The organism is Paenibacillus luteus (assembly GCF_006542765.1).
Lineage (GTDB): Bacteria > Bacillota > Bacilli > Paenibacillales > Paenibacillaceae > Pristimantibacillus > Pristimantibacillus luteus.
The window spans coordinates 16,488-35,455 of sequence record NZ_SKCD01000088.1; the positions used below are offsets into that span (position 1 = coordinate 16,488).

General features: G+C 45.8%; 9 protein-coding genes. 1 reads left to right on the top strand and 8 read right to left on the bottom strand.

The features are described from left to right. Nucleotides 1-364 precede the first annotated feature (364 nt). The 6 genes from E0496_RS33495 to E0496_RS33520 all read right to left on the bottom strand — a co-directional run bounded on the left by E0496_RS33495 (nt 365) and on the right by E0496_RS33520 (nt 8,366). Entirely contained in the window at nt 365-1,981 is a 1,617-nt protein-coding gene (locus tag E0496_RS33495) for a response regulator transcription factor (RefSeq protein WP_141506255.1), read from the bottom strand. Next, on the bottom strand, nt 1,938-3,683 hold the full coding sequence (locus E0496_RS33500) for a sensor histidine kinase (protein WP_206669932.1): 1,746 nt from the start codon (nt 3,681-3,683) through the stop codon (nt 1,938-1,940). Before E0496_RS33500 ends, E0496_RS33495 begins: the two co-directional genes overlap by 44 nt. 100 nt (nt 3,684-3,783) lie before the next feature. Next, on the bottom strand, nt 3,784-4,662 hold the full coding sequence (locus tag E0496_RS33505; protein ID WP_141506257.1) for a carbohydrate ABC transporter permease: 879 nt from the start codon (nt 4,660-4,662) through the stop codon (nt 3,784-3,786). Between the two features lie 11 nt (nt 4,663-4,673). After that, complete coding sequence (locus tag E0496_RS33510) at nt 4,674-5,570, bottom strand: ABC transporter permease (RefSeq protein WP_141506258.1); 897 nt, start codon at nt 5,568-5,570, stop codon at nt 4,674-4,676. A 102-nt stretch (nt 5,571-5,672) separates the two neighbouring features. Beyond that, nucleotides 5,673-7,463, bottom strand: a complete 1,791-nt coding sequence (locus E0496_RS33515) for an extracellular solute-binding protein (protein ID WP_141506259.1) — start codon at nt 7,461-7,463, stop codon at nt 5,673-5,675. Nucleotides 7,464-7,778: 315 nt separating this feature from the next. Then, complete coding sequence (locus tag E0496_RS33520) at nt 7,779-8,366, bottom strand: TetR/AcrR family transcriptional regulator (RefSeq protein WP_141506260.1); 588 nt, start codon at nt 8,364-8,366, stop codon at nt 7,779-7,781. A 133-nt stretch (nt 8,367-8,499) separates the two neighbouring features. Here E0496_RS33520 and E0496_RS33525 point away from each other — a divergent pair, with 133 nt between their 5' ends. Then, a complete protein-coding gene (locus E0496_RS33525; RefSeq protein ID WP_141506261.1) occupies nt 8,500-9,345 on the top strand; it encodes an alpha/beta fold hydrolase in 846 nt (281 codons plus the stop codon). 106 nt (nt 9,346-9,451) lie between these two features. Here the strand turns inward: E0496_RS33525 and E0496_RS33530 are convergent, their stop codons facing one another. Both E0496_RS33530 and E0496_RS33535 read right to left on the bottom strand, forming a co-directional pair. Further along, nucleotides 9,452-14,143, bottom strand: a complete 4,692-nt coding sequence (locus E0496_RS33530) for an S-layer homology domain-containing protein (protein WP_141506262.1) — start codon at nt 14,141-14,143, stop codon at nt 9,452-9,454. Nucleotides 14,144-14,253: 110 nt separating this feature from the next. Further along, entirely contained in the window at nt 14,254-18,612 is a 4,359-nt protein-coding gene (locus E0496_RS33535; RefSeq protein ID WP_141506263.1) for a BREX system ATP-binding domain-containing protein, read from the bottom strand. Between the last annotated feature and the right edge of the window lie 356 nt (nt 18,613-18,968).

Below are 18,968 nucleotides of genomic sequence, written 5' to 3' on the forward strand. Positions count from 1 at the left end.
ATGCCTCACCTCACCTTTTCTGCCTTTTGAAAATTTTCCGTAATAAAATAATCATTCGCATTCATTATAAATCTATAAAAACAAAAACAGACCTACCCTAAAAGGGGAGGTCGGTTACAAAATGGGGTAGGGATGTAGGGTAGGAAATAGGATAGCTATCAAACGAAGTATATGCACTTGTTTAGCCGCTGCAGCGCTTGTACGCGTATGTTTGGCTCCAAGCTCTCTGCATATATTTTAATAAGAAAATTTATTGTGTCACCCTTTTTAATTGAAGCTATTACGATTTCCTTATTCAGTAATCTAGATCACTTTTAACCCTTCATCAACTTACGTATCCACTCTATTAAAAACAACAGCCAAGTCACGACAGTCCCCTTCGATCACGAAATTCTTGCGGGGTCATGTTCGTAAAGGCCTTAAACAGCTTTATAAAATGAGGTACGGCCTGGTAGCCGATCACTTCGGCAATCTCGTATATTTTTTTATCGGTGCTGCGCAGCAAATAGGAGGCCAATTCCATCCGATATCGCATAATATAATCACTTAGATTATTTCCCGTTTCGGCCCGGTATGCTCTCGACAAGTAAGCCGGATGAAGACCGATGTGCGCCGCGATCGTCTGCAATGTTAAGTTGCCGTCGGTGTTCACCCCGATGAAATGGTGGACCTTGTCAACTAACCCTGTCTGCTTCTCCGATGAATCCTTTGATTGCTCTCTAAGACTTCGAAGCATAAAGAATGCCCATTTCTCTAGCTGCTTAAGCGATGGTGCAGCCGGCATGAGACCAAACGAAGACTCGCCGAACTCACTAAGTAGTTTCCCTTTCTTGTGTGCCATATACTGGTAGGCGTTGGCAATGGCGAAATAGGCTTCATTAGCATGCTCGGGTGGATAGTTCTTGCTGTTCAGCTCAACGAATATTTCGATTAGCTTTTCCTCTGCATGTACCCAGTTTCCTGTATCCAGCAAATGAATCAGAAGGGGCGGTCGATACAGCGAAGTTAACGTTCCAATTTGAACCTGATCGGTATGATCTGCGATTCGCAGAAATACACTTTGCCTCTTCTCTTCAATTACCCTCATGCCATCGATTACTGATCGATACAGACCGGGAACTCCTTCAGGAAAGTGCGTCCAATTTTCTGCCAATACGACGGAAATGCTGCCGCTCAAGAGAGATTCTACCTTTTTCTTTAACGCTAGCATCCAGGCGTCCATCCCAGTCCCAATAATTTGCTCGTTCGCTTCCGTTCTATCTTTGGCCGAAACAATAAAAACGAGGTATTCGTTTTGGTCTCGGCAGAACCACAAATGAAAGTCATCACGAAGCAATTCCTCAGCCATATTCGTAACCGCATATTCGATCAGCTCTTTATCCATTCGCTCATAATCTTGCAGCTTTCCCTCCAGCCTTACGAGGAACAACCCCACTTGCTGCTGCAAGGAGAAAGGCAAGTTTAACAGGAAAAGCTTGCGCTCGAGCTCTGCATTAGGGATACCGTAACCGTACAACAGACGATTCAACAGCTCGCCCTGCAGCGCAGGCAAATTTTCCCGAAATGCATAGACGTCGCGCTGCTGCTGCTGCTGAAGCTTCCTTTCGCAAGCGATTTCTTCAGCTAATTTAGCTAGTGTCTCTCGCAATTGATCCGGGTTTACCGGTTTCATCAAATACTCGGAAGTATTATACGGAACTACGCTTTTCGCATATTCGAAATCCGCATACCCCGAAATAACGATAATCTTGACTTTACGCCCAATTTCGCGAATCTCCCTAATCAGCTCTATTCCGCTCATCTCCGGCATCCGTATATCCGTAATGACGATATGGATGTTTTGTTCCCGATATAACGTTAAAGCTTCTCTACCGGAATAGGCTTTATGAATACGAGTAATCCCAAGCTCTTCCTTCGGGATCGTAGCGGCGAAACTATCAACTTGAGAGGGGATATCGTCTACGATCAGAACTTCCAACATCGGAATCTCCTCCGTCCTTAATCACCAACGCCACTCGAAGCCCCCCTAGGTAGGAATGTTCAACCTGAAGCTCCGAGGATTGTCCGAAGTAATGCTTTATACGCTGATGAACATTTCGCATGCCAAGGCTGCGATCCGAGCTCGCTTGCAAAGATAAGGAGCGTCTTAGTAATTCTAAATCTTCTTTCTGCATTCCAACTCCGTTGTCTTCTACGGTAAGTTCCCAACCGTCCTCGGTTCTGCTGCCAGATATGATGATTTCGAATTTTCCTATCTTGCCTTCCATGCCGTGCACAATCGCATTCTCTACAAGCGGTTGAAGCAGCAGCCGTGGCATAAGAATAGACATCATGCCAGCTTCAATATATTCATGAAAATGCAGCCGTTCGGACTGCATCCGATGGATTTCCAAGTAATTGCGAATCAATTCCATTTCTTCAGCCAATGAAGTTAATTGCTGTTCCGTCCGAGTCGTATAACGGTAATATTGACTCAGGTGCTGCGTGAAAGCGACAATCACTTTCGTCCGTTCCAGCTGTGCCATGCTTTGAATATAGGCGAAATTATTATACAAAAAATGCGGGTTGATCTGCGCTTGCAAATGCTTGAGTGAGGATTCTTTGGCGTGAAGCTGTTCCACGTACACTTTATCGATAAGCGTCTGAATATCCTCTGACATTAGGTTAAACTGCTCGATCAAATAATGAAATTCATTGGATGGGCCGAGCTTAATCCGATAATCGTATGCTCCTCTCCTGAGCGATTTCACCGCCCGGATCAGATCGTTGATCGGTTTCTGTACATTGCGGTACAGCAGCGCTGAGGAGGCAATGCCCAGCAGCAGCAATAGCAGCCCTGAGGCATAAAACATCCGTTTGCTGTGATCGATGGGGGCAAGCACCTTTTTCATCGGCTGGAAATCGACAATATACCAGCCTATAGAGTCTGAGATCACGTAATTGACTAGATACGGTTCATCCTTAAAGGTAATCTTGGTAGACCCTTTGACTCGATTCTGTGCCCGAATGATATCGAATTGCTTTGCCATGGCTTTTGCCAATTCAGGGTCGAGCTCTCGCGGTATGATCGGTTCAAAACCCGGCTGGTAGAGAAATGGCTGTCCGACCGTGCCTTGCATGAACCTTTCAAGCATTTTCACAAGGTTATTCGACGTGAACGCGACTTCAACATACAAATTTGGATCCCCCATTGTGGAAAGTGACTCGAAAGGTGTGATCAAATCTCTTACAAACGCCTTCTCCGGCCCTCGGTCAGACACGATAACACGATAATCCCAACGTTCCTGTATGGCATTCTTGAAATACTCCGCATCGTAAATTTGCTTCAAATTCGTAGAAACGGCGATATCCGAAAGAGGTGAATATACGGTAAAATCATTCACCCATTCGAAGGAGTTTGATTGCATAGCAATCTTTTGCTGCAAAAGCCTCATCGACGCAAGTTTGGAATAGTCTGGCTCAGAGGAGATCTTAAGCTGCATTTGCAGGGTATCCGGGTCGGCTGCAATAACAAAGGCGGATCTCCACAAGCGGTCCGCTTCAACATCCATCTGGTCCACGAAAAATTGGATTCGATTCAAATTCATCTGAAGCAGCTCTTGTTCGACAACATCGGTGCTGGTCTTATTTGAAGAATTGTACATGACTATGATAGGGATAAGCATCAGGACGATCACGATCATAACTTTTGTGAAAATATTCATTTTGCCGACCGTGCCGTGTCTGATTTTATAAATAGGGCTCACCCGATTCGATCTTATTTTAGATATGGCTATAATCCTTCTACGATTTTACCGAGCCAAGCACGATTCCTTTTACGAAATACTTTTGCAAAAACGGATAAACGAGCAAAATAGGCAGCGCTCCGATAAAAATCTGCGCAGATTTGATAGTTCGATTTGAAAAATTTGCTACACTTTCCAATGTTACACCAACCCTCGACAGGTTGTCACTAACAATCATAGAGTGCAAATAAGTGGCTAGAGGATAACCATCAGGGTTGGACATATAGATCATACCGTCGAACCATGAATTCCAATGAAAGACCATCGTAAATAAAGACAACGTTGCGATGGACGGCATCGACACGGGCAAATACACACTCCATAGCACTCTCAGATGGCCAGCTCCATCGATATAGGCGGCCTCTTCCAACTCCTGTGGAATCGTCCGGAAGAAATTAAGCATCAGAATCATATTCCATACACTGACGGCTGAAGGCAACACCAACGCCCATAGGGTATCGATCATTTTCAGCTTGCTTATTAATACATATGAAGGAATCAGCCCTCCCGAGAAGAGCATCGTAAAGACGAACACCCAGATGTAAATTTGGCGTCCGGGGAATTTGTGAATCGATTTCGATAAACTGTAGGCTGCCATCGTAATGACGACCATCGAAAGCACAGTGCCTAATACGGTTCGTTCTACCCCGGTCCACAAGGACTGGAGGAACATGACGTTGCTAAGCGTCTTCACGTAGGCATCCGTCGTAAAGCCGATCGGCCAGAAATTGACGATATTCGCCGTTGCCGCAGCCCGCGAGCTGAAGGATAAAGCAAACACGTGAAGGAGAGGAAGAATGCAAATGAGCGACAGCAGGCTAAGAAAGATCGTGTTGGAGATCGTGAATACGGTGTACCCTCTAGAGCGATAGCGCATGGTCATCCTCCTTAAAAAATGCGGTAATTGGCTAATTTGAAAGCCAATCTGTAACTGATTACGATTAAGATAAATCCGATCGCCGATTTGAATAGCCCGACCGCCGTTCCGAAGCTGAACTGTCCGTTGTTCAAGCCTTCCCTATAAACGAACGTATCGATGATATCTCCATGCGAATAAACGAGAGGGTTGTAAATGTTTAAAATCTGATCGAATCCGGCATCTAAAATCCTACCGAGCGACAAGGTCGCGACGACGATGACAATCGGCATAATAAGAGGAACAGAAATCAATTTGACCTGCTGCCAACGTGTAGCCCCGTCGATCTCAGCCGCTTCATACAAAGCTGGATTGATGCCCACCAGCGTAGCCAAGAAAATAATCGCCGAAAATCCGAATTCTTTCCACACGTCGCTTAAAATGACCGTAAACCGAAACCATCTGCCGTCACCTAAGAAAAAGACGCTCTGAATGCCGAACGAATTCAGAAGCCGATTAATGATTCCGCCCTCTGTCGACAGAATATCGATTAAAATGCCCCCTAGGATAACCCACGATAAAAAGTGCGGCAAATAAACAAACGTCTGTACGAATCTCTTAAAAAACGTCTTGCGAACTTCATTGAGCAAAAGAGCGAAAACGATCGGGACAATTAAATTCGCGATTAATTTGAACCCGGCAATGATTAACGTATTCCATATAATCTGCTTGCCGTCCGGGTAAGTGAACAGGTACCGGAAATGCTCAAAACCTACCCAAGGAGAACCTTTGATCCCAAGCCATGGCTCATAGTCCTGGAAGGCAATTACAGCTCCGAACAAAGGAACATATTGAAACAAGAAGACCAATACTAAAGCCGGCAATAATAGAACATGAAACGGCCAAGTTTTTCGCCAATACGCTGCCATTATGCATCCTTCCTATCTCCAGAAAAATAGAGGAGAAGAGAGCCAAGGCTGCCCTCTCCTCCGTCATCGATGTTTTTATTCTTCACATGTTGTCAGCGATTCTTATTGGTTTTTCGCATACCATTCGTTGACTTCGTCCGTAATCTTCTGGCCACCGTTATCCAGCCATTGTTTGACGAATTCATCGAAGTACTCCACCGGTTTTTCGCCATAAATGATTTTAAGATAACTTTCCGTAGCGAGTTTCTTAAGCAATTCGCCTTTCGATTTCATCGTTGGCGTCATTGGGCCAGTGAAATAGTTTTTGCCTTCGGTGACGGTTTGGTTAATCCTAACGCCTGCGGCGTCAAGCTGCCTTTTCTTCATTTGCTTGGTGTCGAATTCCATTGATGTTAAAGGCTCAGCGTTCGGATCGGCCAAGAACTTCTTGACTGCTGCCACGTTGGAGTGCGGGATGCTCGTAAAGTTGCCAAGAATATTCGTCATCATGAACCTAATATCCATTGTGCCGCCGTCTTTCAAAGGCCATTGGTCTGCCGGTACGCCTGCTTCTTCGTAGTTGCCCTTGATGACTTTGCCGTCCAATTTCACATAGTCATAGCCTTCATGATATCCGTCTTTCCAACGCGGATCGGCTAACGGATCGCCTTCCATCTCCAATTTTTTCGCAAATATTTTGTTGAAGTAGGCGAACCATGCGTCGATATGCTGGAAGTCTTTGTTGAAGACCGTAAAGCCTTGAGTAAGCGGCTTCTCTGCACGCCCCACCAATCCATTCGGTCCTGACGGAAGTGGATACGGCTGGAAGTCCGCGTCAGGATTGTTTTTGGTCGCGTCACTAAGCGGCCAGTCGCCCATCCAGAACGGTCCGAACATGATTCCCGCTTTGCCGCTGGCTGCCAATTCGGAAGCTTTTCCCGGATCCTTGATTCCGGCTTCCTTATCCACGAAGCCTTTACTCATCCAATCACTCATCTTTTGTAAATACAGTTTGGCGTCCGGATGGATCGCGCCGTAGCTCAGATTGCCGTCAGCGCCCTTGTTCCAGAACAAGCGCACGTCGTACGTATTGATCATTTGGTCCGTAAGAGCGGAGACGATCGCGTCTGTCTGCCCCATCCAAGTCCAAGGCCCTTCTTTAAGCGGTACGGCCAGACCAATGGTGTCGTTCTTACCGTTCTTATCGGGGTCGCCCTCTGTAAATTGTTTGAGAACGTTTTCGAAATCATCCAGTGTTTTAGGCGGCTCTAACCCCAGATTCTCTAACCAGTCTTTGCGAATCCACATGACGGTACCTTCGTCACCCATGAAGAAGGCTGGCAAACCATAAATCTTGCCGTCTTTCTTCACTTCGCCCAGTGCGTAACTATACTTCTCCAACAACTTCTTATACTCGGGATGCGCGTATTTCTCGATAGCTTCGTCTAGTGCCATCAGTTTATTTGCCGCGAGCAAGTTTTGCAGCGGGTCATTCCCTGCGGCAAATGCATCAGGCAGCTTGCCGCCGCTGGATAGCAGCAGGCGAAGCTTCGTATCATAATCTTCCGGTTTCGTTACGATAAAATCGAATTTTACGTTAATGCCCATATTTTCTTTCATCCAGCGGAGATTCGCATTGTCTTCCATGGATTCACCAGGCTTGAACGCATTGCCCCTCGAAGTTCCATCGTCTACGATAGCGGTCGTAATCGTAACGGGAGGGTCGAACTTCTGATTCCACTTTTCCGCTGACTCTTCTTCTTTAGCCGGCTCCGTTGCGGATGGACTACTGTTTGAGGCTGCCGGACTTGCCGAGTTTTGATTGTTGCTGTTTGTACAAGCAGCTAATGTCGGTAGTAGTGCAATTGCAACCGAAAGCGTTAATAATCTTGCAACCTTCACATAGCGAATCATAAAATTCCCCTTTTCTTTGACATTGGTGGTACGCTTCAAATTATATGGATTTGGCAGAATGACGTATATATTCGATTTTTAACGTCATATCAAAAAACGTACATTCCTTGTCGTTCATACTAATTTAGTTTCAGCTTGCTTATAGATGAGATCATACTCATCCGTAAATCGGTTTTAAGCGCAAAAAAGACCCCTAGGCGCACGTCTTCAAGTAGAGAGACATCTCACCCATTGGGTCTAATTCTAGTCAAAAGTCTGTAACGCAGGACAAAGAAAACTTTCCAGTTGTTGCTTCATTTTACTACATACCATGAACTAGAGTGCTTTAATCAACTTTTCTAATACGTCCTTCGCTTGTTTACGCGCTGCATAGGGGTCTTCTGAATGCGCAATGCCAATGGCTGCTTCCGTTATTGCTCCAAAAATGATATGTGCCAACAATTCTATAGGTTGCTTCTTCATGTACTTGGACTCCATAAGCTCATTTAAGAGCACAGTCGATAAACCTAGTACACTATGTTTTTCTTTTTCTCTCCATTTTGTCCAGCCAAGTATAACGGGTGCTTCCTGAATGACAATGTGCCGATACGCGGGATTAAGACAACCTTCCAAATAGGTTTCAATGGCGATTAAGGTTCTTTCCCACGGATCAATCTCCGTATCAATCGCAGTCGATACCTGTTTAACCATCTCTTCTAGAAGTCCATCTACTACTTGTTCAAACAAGGTTTTTTTATCCTTAAAATGATAATATAGTGCTCCTTTCGTTAATTGTTCTTGTCTAGCAATTTCATCAATAGAGGTTTTGGCGTATCCGTCCTCTGCGAATAAGTACTGTGCACGTTTAAGTAAAGCTTTTTTTGTATGTTCGGCATCATCTTGCCTGCGTGATTTTAGGTTCATGCCCCTATTATATCGTTTAATTTTTGAATTAGAAAGCCGCTGCCGCCCTCAACATACTTCGAGTTTGTTAAACATACCCTAAGTATGTTAGACTCCATATAAGTATTGGTAAAAGCAAAAGAGGAGGCATCAGATGAAAGAAGCCTATGTTAGCGCCGGTATGATCAGGTATACCGATCACGGGACAGGTCAGGCAATCGTGTTTTTACACGGTGCGCTAAGTAATGGAAACACTTGGAGGAAAGTGATTCCAACCCTTTCAAAAAAATTTCGATGCATTGTTCCAGATTTACCTTTTGGCGGGCACTCCATTGCTATGAACCCTGAAACCGATCTAACACCGACAGGCATAGCAGCCTTAATCAATGAATTTTTGAATGTGTTAGATCTGAACGATATTATTCTGGTAGGTAATGATACAGGTGGAGCTTACGCACAAATATTCACCATGTCTTATCCTGAGAAAGTATCAAAGTTAGTCCTTTGTAACACGGATGCTTTCGAAGTATTCCCGCCAAAAGCGTTTTCACTTCTAAAAGCAGGCGTCAATCTTCCTGGATTCACCACTCTAATGGCTCAATTGTTTCGATTTAAACCATTATTAAAAACGTCATTAGTGCTAGGCTTACTATCACACACTCTTTCGAAAGAAGATTTATACGAGCTATATATACTTAATTTCATTCGTTATAAAGGGGTTCGTGCTGACTTCACAAAGGTCGTTAAGGGCTGGTCCATACATTACACCATTCAAGCAGCCGAGAAGCTTTCTTCCTTTAACAAACCCGTCTTGGTTATTTGGGGGGCTGATGATACGAAATTGTTTCCTATTGCTTTAGGAAGAAGAGTTTATAGCATTTTTCCAGATGCGCGATTCGAGATCGTAGAAAACGCACTGACGTATGTACAAGAGGATCAACCTGAAGCGTTTGCTCAAAAACTTGTCCATTTTATTGGAAACACAGCGTTTGCTAAATAAACTTGCATGCCCATTCAAATTTGGCGGGTTCTTTGGAAATACAAAAGCTCAAGCATCATTTCAGCTTGAGCCTTTGTATTAGTCATCATACTAACTTTATTGACCGTTATTTTTCGTTTACTAGATTCAACGTATTCATAAGCATAACAACCGCTTCGGCTCTTGTTGTTTGTGCACGAGGATTAAATGTGTTCGCCCCTGTACCTTTCACTATGCCGCGCTCTTTCAGAGTGGCTACTGCACTTTTGGCCCAGACCGGAATCAATGAATCATCTGCGAAAGAGGTGACTGCATTCGGGTCAAGTGTCAGCTCAAATGCCTTCCCAAGCATCGTTGCCATTTCAGCCCTCGTAATATTCGCATTCGGCTGGAATGTCCCATCCTCATAACCGCTAATAATACCAGCTTGCACGGCTTGTGCTACCGCAGCCTGCGCCCAAGTCCCAATGTCCGCTTTATCTGTGAAGGTCAGCTCCGCTCCTGCTTCCTGAGCGTTCAATGCTTTCATCAGCATGACGGTGAATTCTGCACGGGTTATCGTTTTACCTGGCTTGAACGTTCCGTCCACATAGCCGTTTACAATACCATCTTGTACTGCTTGCTTGATGCTTGCTTCAGCCCAGTGACCTACGATATCACTAAGCTCAGCAGGCGTTGTTCCCTCTACCACGGGAAGTCCTGTCGATTGGTCTACAACAAGGACCGCAAATTTCGTAAAGTGATTAACCTCTACTGAAATCACATTTCCGCTTGTCTTGCTGCCTTTCACTTCTACCCATTCCTTATTCCCTTCATCGAAATAGAAGATCGCAACCCCTTGGCCGCTCTTCACATTGTTCGCATCGAAAGCAAAGGTGAGCGTTACAGGCTTGATGAAATGACCCGGAATGTTTTTCAATACTTCATATACCGAGCTTGCAAGAACCTCTTTATTGACTAACACATTTTTCGAATCCAGCAATTTCGTAATCGTTAATTTCAGTTCCTGATTGACTGCGCCTGTAGGAACAGTAATCGTGAACCGCTCTTCCAAACTTACCTCGCCAATTGATCCTACTGGAAGGGTTAGGCTGCCGTCTTTTGACGTCACTTTAGCTGGAGTTGGAACACTTCCGCCATTGCTTCCGCTAATGGGTGGAGCTGTTGCTTCATTCACCGTCACCGTATACGTAACCTGCGTTACGCCATCCTGTGCTGTAACGATGACTTTATTACCTGTCGCTAAATCTGTTGCTACCGTTATTCCGTCTGCTTGGTACACTTCAAACGTCGCATCTGCTGCAGCCGTGATTGCTGCTTTCAGCGCTGCCAAAGTTGTACCGGATGGAATGGCTGTTATCGTTTCATTGCCTGTGCCCGTTGCACTTACGGTGCCGATTGTCGAAGTTAGCGTCGCATCTGTCTTTTTCAGTACCGTCACCGTATACGTAACCTGTGTTACGCCATCTTCAGCAGTGATTATGACTTTATTACCTGTCTCTAATCCTGTAGCTACCGTTATTCCGTCTGCTTGGTACACTTCAAACGTCGCATCCGCTGCAGGCGTGATTGCTGCTTTCAGCGCTGCCAAAGTTGTACCATATGGAATGGCTGTTATCGTTTCATTGCCTGTGCCGTTGGCACTAACGGTACCGATTGTCGAAGTTAGCGTCGCCGCCGTTTTCACTAACGTTACCGTATACGTAACCTGTGTGACTCCATCCTGCGCTGTAACGATGACCTTATAGCCTGTTGCCAAAGTTGATGCTGCTGTTGTTCCATCTGTTTCGTAGACATTCACCGTCGCACCCGCTGCTGGCGTAATCGCTGCCTTTATCGCCTCTAACGTCGTTGTGCTCGGAATGTTCGTAATCGTCTCGTTCTCTGTTCCACCCGTGCTAACCGTCCCGATTGTAGAGGTTAACGTTGCGCTGGTGCTGATCCATCTAGCAAATAACGTCTTATTCGTCGTAATCGTAAAGCTGTCTGAAGCCGAGTAGCTGTTGCCGGTTCCGTCCGCTAGCGTATTCCATCCCGCGAACGTGTAACCTGTCTTGACTAAATTGCCGATGTTTCCGATAACGCTAACCGTTGTTCCACGCAAATACGCGGTTTCGGCACTCGGCAAGTCTCCATCGGTTTCACCGTTTCCGTTATAGGCGACATGATGGAGCTGAGAGCTCTGCAAGTAAGGATATCCCTCGTTAAGCGAGGAATCGATTGCCCATGTTTGCTCGAAATCCCAACCTTCATAGCTGCTTTGCAGCATCATCGCCGCTGTCGTTAGCCCCGTACCGCCACCTGTCCCCGAACTCGTTTGTCCTGTTGTTTCGCTATCGAAAAAGCTATTGTTAGCCCCACTATTGTTTCCTACTAAGCCACCTAAGCTTTCGTCACCTGTTACGGCACCCGTTGCATAGCTGTTGACGATACGAGACCAGTTTCCGCCAACTAATCCGCCTGCAGAATTCTTCCCATTCACGCTTCCATTGAAGTAGCTGTCAGAGATAGATCCTTCATTGCCTCCTACCAATCCGCCTGCTGTCCGATGTTGACCGCTAATGCTTCCGGTAGCAAAGCTATTTCTAATCGTGCTATAGTTCACGCCGACCAATCCGCCAGCATATGTCGCCGCTCCGCTCAGACTTTCCGCAAAGAAGCTATTGGTAATGCTGCTTTCATTAGAGCCTACCAATCCGCCTGCAAAGTACCCGCTGACGCTTCCTGTGATAACTCCACTGTTCGTGATCGTTCCGCTGTTCACTCCAGCTAGTCCACCAACAACCTCTCCACTGCTTACATCGATATTTTCCAGAATGACATTGCTGACCGTCCCATGGTATATAAATCCGAATAGCCCTAGAGGATCGTAAGAATAAGTCCTACTAATCTTTAAATTCGAAATCGTATAACCGCTGCCGTCGAAGTTTCCTGCAAATCCATTACCATAATCCCAATTACCAATTGGCATCCAGCCTTCACCGGCCGCATATCCGCTCAAATCGATATCCGCTGTCAGCTTAAAACTCGCGTTTAAGAAATACCTGACCTGATTAAGCTCGGCCGCGGTTGCAATGAGATAAGGATCCTCTGTTGTTCCCGAACCACCGGCAAATACCGTACCCGTTGCCGGGAATGTCGCTGTTACCACTCCGGAATCGGCTGAATTTGTTACGACTGTTGCCCCCGCTAACGTGAAGAAATCCGAAGGCACTCCCGTCAACACATATCCCCTCTTGGGCGTGATCGTCAGCGTTGCCGTGTAAGTCTCTCCCTCTGCAAATCGGGGAGCAGCCTCAGGAGACCAAGCGATTGATGCGGTATATTCAGCTGTAGTTGTCTCCCGAACTGGCACTTCGCCCGCAACTGGCGCAGGTACCCCGCTAATCGCTGCAGTCGCAATGACATCTATAGCATTTATCGTCACGGTATACGTAATCTTCGTTGCTCCATCCTGAGCCGTAACGATGACCTTATTGCCCGATGCCAATGTCGTCGCTACCGTGGTTCCATCGGCCTCATAAATCTCGAACGTAGCATTCGTTGCCGGCGTGATCGCTGCCTTCAACTCGTCTAACGTCACATCGCCCGGAATGCTCGTAATGGTCTCCGTCGCTGTCCCTCCCGTGCTCACCGTTCCAAACCCGGATGTCAAAGTAGCTTTGGTGCTCAGCCAATGCGCATACAGGGTTGTATTCTTGGTTATCGAAAATGTGTCTTCTGACACATAGCTGGTACCGCTGCCGTCCGCTAACGTATTCCATCCCACGAAGACATAGTCGGTTTTGACTAAAGGATCTGAAGGATCTATATCTCCACTCACGGTAACCATTGCATCATTAGAATATACGTTGTTGTCAATCGGCACGCTTCCTCCCATGTTACCGTTACCGTCGTAGTTCACAAAACGGTAGAAAGCTTTCAAATAGGGATAGCCTTCATTCACATCCGGATCGATTCCCCAATAATCGTTAAAGCCCGGCCAATTTACATACGTACTTAGCGTCTTCATCTCTAAAGTTGTTTTACCTGTTCCTTTCCCCGTATCACTTTGCCCCGTCGTGTCGCTGTCGTAAAAGCTATTGGAGACTGATGCTCCTGGATTCAAAGCACCGGCCAAGCCTCCTGTAGGAGAGCTTTCAGCCCCTACCTTTCCTGTGGCGTAACTATTGTGGATCTCCCATTGATTAATCCCTGTCAAGCCGCCTGCGTTTCTATGCGCCGCATTCACACTCGCATTGCTGTAGCTACTGCTGATTGATCCAGAAGCGAACCCTACCAAGCCTCCTACAGATGAACCTCCGCTTATCTTGCCGGTCGTGAAGCTTCCCCTGATTGCTCCAAAGCTGGACCCTACCAAGCCTCCTACATTAGCATTACCCACAACATCGATATCTTCCAGCCCGATATTACCAATTGAACTTAAAGCAGAGGTTTCTCCGAAAAGCCCAACACGATTACTTTGTGGTCGATTAATCGTAAGATTAGTAATTTTATACCCTTTGCCGTTAAAGCTCCCTCTAAATGGATTGCCAATCGGCGCCCAGCCTTCTCCTCCCGCATAACCGCTTAAATCGATATCCGCGATCAGCTCAAAATATATCCCTGATGCCAAATGATTTCTGACCTCGTTGAGCTCAGCAGCCGTTTCAATGAGATAAGGCTCATTGCTGGTACCCTTTCCTCCTGCAAATTCTACACCTGACGCAGCAGATACTTGATTCCCTCTATCAAACAGCCCGTTCCATCCGCCTAGCACCATCAGCATCGCTAAGATGATAGACGTTACTTTCTTACTTGCTCGAAATCTTGTACTCATGTCGTTTTCTCCTCCATACCACTATTGAATTCGGACCTAAGTATAGGTCCCAAGCCATACAAAAAAACACTAACCAAAGTTAGTGTTTCGCAAATATTGTAGAAAAAAGTCTAATTTATGAGTTCCAACTCCTTTGCACGGGCGATTGCCTGACTCCTTCTTTTAACTCCCAGTTTTCCGTATACGTTATGAATATAGCCTTTGACTGTCCCTTCTGTTAATCCGAATCGATAGGCAATTTCCTTATTCGTCAATCCATCTGTCAGCGCGTACAGGATCTCTGTTTCACGATTTGTAAGTGATTCGAATAACAGCTGTGAAGCTTTCGCAGAAGTTGATGACGGATCATCTGTTGGAACGATTGGTGAATAACTTTGGCTGCGAGCTTCATCTAATGATTTCACATACATCATTCGGGCAATCATTTGCTCCAGCATGCCCCGTATTTCTTGAGTGAAAACGCCGGCTATGAGACTGTTCTCCAAGTAAAGTGCGAATGGCGTTAGTCCTCCTGTGAAAAGAACAGGCATACACAGTACGGATTGGGACTGGTTTCTATGAATAGAGGGATCAGCGGAATAAGAGCTGTGCGAAGCATTAGCAAGTACCACCGATTCGCCTGTTTTTAGTACATAACGGATAATAGACTCACCATACGAAGCTCCGCTGCTATCGCTCAATGAGACTTCCTTTTCAACGGCGTAGGTCTCTCCCTCGCTACCCACAATAAATCCCTTTTCCGCACCAGAATAGCGGATTGCAAGCTCCAGGAATTGGTCCATGGTATGACAATGGTTTAGTGAAGTCATCCATTCTTGCTGCTGTTTGTATTGCCTATTGTCCGCAGTAAGCCAAGACGTGAACTCAGACTTGATTTCGATTGCTCTAGGCTCCTCTGTAACTGCCTTGTCATCCCCTATTCTCTCAATCGCAGTTGTTCTTAATCCTTCATTTGTTTCTCTCAGCTGCCTTGCTTTGGCAGTAGCGCCCCATCTTGTATAAGCGTCACAAGCATCAGCAATAAGAGCCTCCGCCCCGTTCATACTCCCCATCTGCCTATAGAATACAGAGGCCCGTTCACAAGAAATAGCCTCCATTAGTCCCTCTCCTGCCTGGCGGGCTGCCCGGGTTGCCTCTTCGTATCGCTCGGCAGCAGCAACTCGATTGCCCTCCATCCGATAGATTTCAGCTGATAAGAGCAAATAAGCAGACGAATCCTTGCCGCTATAGCCAGACCATCGCCTCATAGAACGCAAGTGCTCACGCAGCTTCATCCGTATCCTCTTCTGCTCATTCGGCGACGCTTCCGAGTACATAGCAGCAAGCGTTAATGAATGGTACATCCTTTGTTTACGAACATGCGGCCGAGTTTGGAGGAATGTATTCTTCTCACCTCTCTTGGCCCATTCAAGGGCTTCCCGGTACCGCCCGAAGAGATAAGCAATCTCTATGTTACAGGTACATGTATAATAGACCTCGTTATTCAAAAAATCCTTGTATGGCTCGTTTAGTAAGGATTTAACGACTTCATCGCTTTCTCCAGCCCCATCTTGCATTTGTGCGATGTACCATTTTGCCCTACGAAAAATATTACGTGTGACTCCGTCCACAAGCTGCTGTGAAGTCTCTTCATAATCTTTGATCCGTGCAGATAATGAATACAAATCGCCGGTGTAGTTTGTTATAGTCGTCATCATCGCAATGCTAACATAGGTTAGATTAGCCGATTCCATCCCATATTGGATCGATTTCTCAAACTGCTTAATCCCTTCATCCGGATTAATAATGCCGACAAGGCCTTTCAGATAATATAATCGGCTTCGCAGGTCTGCGCTGTCGAAGGAAGCTGCTAGATGGAATGCCTGATCTACATATTGAGGCCCCGTACGGAAACCTGACATTTTATAAATAACCATCCCGTAGCTGGCAAGCATAAAGGAGAAAGCCTCATTGCTTCCATACTTTAGACCATAACGAACAAATCTTGAGAATAACACAGCTGACTGCTCTAGACTTAACACATAGACAGGGAGCGAAATCGCCATGACCAGGTCTGACAATGCTTTATAGCGCGGGTCACGATTAATCGGTAAATGTGGAACCTCGCTACCCTTATTGAACAATGCACTCTGTGTCATTAATATTTCCTTTATAACTAATGCTTTGGAAGGCTTGCTTGGTAAATGCCAGCCCAATTCTGCTAGCGCCTGCTGCCCAATATGGACAGCCGTTTCATCCTTCTTCAAATACGAATACATGGCAATACGTATCAAATAGATATGAGAACGTTCAACCACGTTTGTTGTGCAAGACATTAAGTTTGCGAGTAATTCCTCCGCACGATCTGTATGACCACACATGTATTCACATTCCGATACCTCCAGCAGGAGCCGGTAATCAAGGGACGCTGTATTTTGCCAGTCGCCGCCAGAAAGACGTAAAGCGATTTCATAAAAATGGAGCGCAGCCGTAAATGCTGTTGTTGCCTTAGACTTTATACCCGCCTGATAGTTAAATGCGGCAAGCTCTCTCTTCTCCGCATCATCCACTATCTTCTTGCTGCCCAGATTCAAGTGATGCACCATGTCAAATATAGTAAATACACTCTCACTTGATAAATCATCTCGTATGACGCGGCCAATGCTCAGATGTAAGCTCGTTTGGTCCGATTCAGACATGGTCATGTAAGCTGCCTGTTGAATACGGTCATGCAAGAATCTATAATAACGTTCAACACCGTCTGACTCCTCAGTGTCATTTTCTCGGCAGATTAGACCCTCTTCCTCTATTACATGCAGAAGTCTGCGTACATGCAGCAGAGAATTCCCACTAACTAAAGAGATCGTTAATGAACAGAAACGATGTCCGATAGCTGCTCCTATGGCTAACAGCTCGATCTTTTCGGGGGATAGCATACGAATACGAGCCTCTATTAAATGTACAATGTCCGGATCCTCAGGAATGTCCGTGATGACAGATGGTTCCCATACCCATGACGCCTCTACTTCATCATAATAAAGCTTATTCTCTCGATACAGATTGTCCAGTAGACGATTCAAGTATAATGGATTGCCGCCTGTTCGGTGGTATAACACCTCCGCGAGCGAGCGAATACGGGCGGAGTTCTCATCAAGAACATCCGATACGAATTGTCTCACTTCGATGTAGGACAGAGCCTCGAGATGGATATGATGTACAGATAATTGGAATTCATCATGCAAGGAAAGCGACTCCGCCATCCATGCAGCTGCATCCACTTTATTCTCTTCATGTTTTTGCCATCCTAAAGTGAATTCCTCCCGAAACGCACTGATCACTAGTAAGCCAGGCCGTGCCTGATCATGTACAATTGTACGAAGAACATCTATGGTAGCGGGATCTGCCCATTGAAGATCATCCAGGAAAATAACTAAGGGATGCTGCTTATCTACAAAAACTTTTATAAATATAGGTACTAAGCGGTTAAATCGAATAGCAGCCTCAGCAGGATGCAGCGGTTCTATTGCTGGAATGACATCGAACAGCTCTGCAGCTTCCGGCAAAAGCTGTACAATGACAGCTGCTCCTTGGCCTAATGCCTTTGTGAATTGTTTCTTCAGCTTCGCCACTCGATCCGGTGTTTCGCTCCATATTTGCCGAATGAGGCTTCGCAAAGCTTCCAGCAATGAAGAGAACGGAATGTCGCGATTCATCATATCGCATTTGCCACTGACGAACCGACCGCCATCCCTTCTAACTAACATCTGCAGAGCTCGAACGAGCACCGTTTTACCGCTTCCTGCGCTTCCGCTAACGAAAACAAACGAAGATGCACCAGCTTTTGCCTGTTCGAAAGCATCTCGGAGAGCTCTTTCTTCCATTTCACGACCAAAGAGGGTCTGAGGAAGCCGAAACCGGCTTGCCTCATCTGCCTGAGCGATTTCGAAGGATATGACTTCGCCCTTTTCTTCCATTGATAAGGCGCACCGCTTCAAATCACTTAATAAACCATATGCACTCTGATAGCGCTCTTCCGGATTCTTCGACAAAAGCTTCATAATAACAACCTCAAGCGAGCCAGCCATATCCGAACGCCATTCGCTTAGAGGCTTGGGTACAACAGCAAGGTGTGCATGTATCCATTCTTCGACACTTTGTGCATGAAACGGCAGACGTCCTGACAGCATCTCATAAAAGATCATGCCCAGGGCATACAGATCGCTTCGCCCATCTGGCATATGATTGATTCTGCCCGTTTGTTCGGGGGACATATAAGTGTAATCCATGAGTAGCGGATCTATAAAAATAGCTGCTTTCATATCCAATTGAATTTGGATATTCACCGGACTCCAATTTCCAAATAATTCATTCTGCTTATGAGCATGATGTACCGACTCCGTCAGTCCTATTGCTATATGTAAGAAGGAGGCGACATTCATTGGGCCTCCGTTCATCATTTCCTTTAAGTGAATAGCTTCTGTAAGTACCATCCCAGTTTCCTCTCCAATCCGTACGCAGTGCTTCTTGTTATTCTATCATTATATCGGGATGACGCGCATACGAATTCATCATGTAACCTGCGGCTAATCAATAGGACTAATAGGATTAAGAAATGATAGTAAAGGAATACTGTGTATTGTTCCGTTTTCTTTCTGTAGCTCCAGCTTTCTTCAACATGCAGTCGAACTGCCTGAGTTTTCAATGATTCTGGATAATGTTTAGCGTTTGTCCTTTTAGCGCCATGAAAAATGCACCCCCTATAATTTCATCGGTTACCCAGCAGGTTATCCAATGTCTATTATAGGGGGTGCACTTCAGGCCAAATATCTTCAAAGATAAGGTCGCA

Excerpts from the sequence above, each read along its gene's own strand:
- E0496_RS33495 (WP_141506255.1), bottom strand. The coding sequence starts at position 1,981 with ATGTTGGAAGTTCTGATCGTAGACGATATCCCCTCTCAAGTTGATAGT.
- E0496_RS33500 (WP_206669932.1), bottom strand. The coding sequence starts at position 3,683 with ATGATCGTGATCGTCCTGATGCTTATCCCTATCATAGTCATGTACAAT.
- E0496_RS33505 (WP_141506257.1), bottom strand. The coding sequence starts at position 4,662 with ATGCGCTATCGCTCTAGAGGGTACACCGTATTCACGATCTCCAACACG.
- E0496_RS33510 (WP_141506258.1), bottom strand. The coding sequence starts at position 5,570 with ATGGCAGCGTATTGGCGAAAAACTTGGCCGTTTCATGTTCTATTATTG.
- E0496_RS33515 (WP_141506259.1), bottom strand. The coding sequence starts at position 7,463 with ATGATTCGCTATGTGAAGGTTGCAAGATTATTAACGCTTTCGGTTGCA.
- E0496_RS33520 (WP_141506260.1), bottom strand. The coding sequence starts at position 8,366 with ATGAACCTAAAATCACGCAGGCAAGATGATGCCGAACATACAAAAAAA.
- E0496_RS33525 (WP_141506261.1), top strand. The coding sequence starts at position 8,500 with ATGAAAGAAGCCTATGTTAGCGCCGGTATGATCAGGTATACCGATCAC.
- E0496_RS33530 (WP_141506262.1), bottom strand. The coding sequence starts at position 14,143 with ATGAGTACAAGATTTCGAGCAAGTAAGAAAGTAACGTCTATCATCTTA.
- E0496_RS33535 (WP_141506263.1), bottom strand. The coding sequence starts at position 18,612 with ATGGTACTTACAGAAGCTATTCACTTAAAGGAAATGATGAACGGAGGC.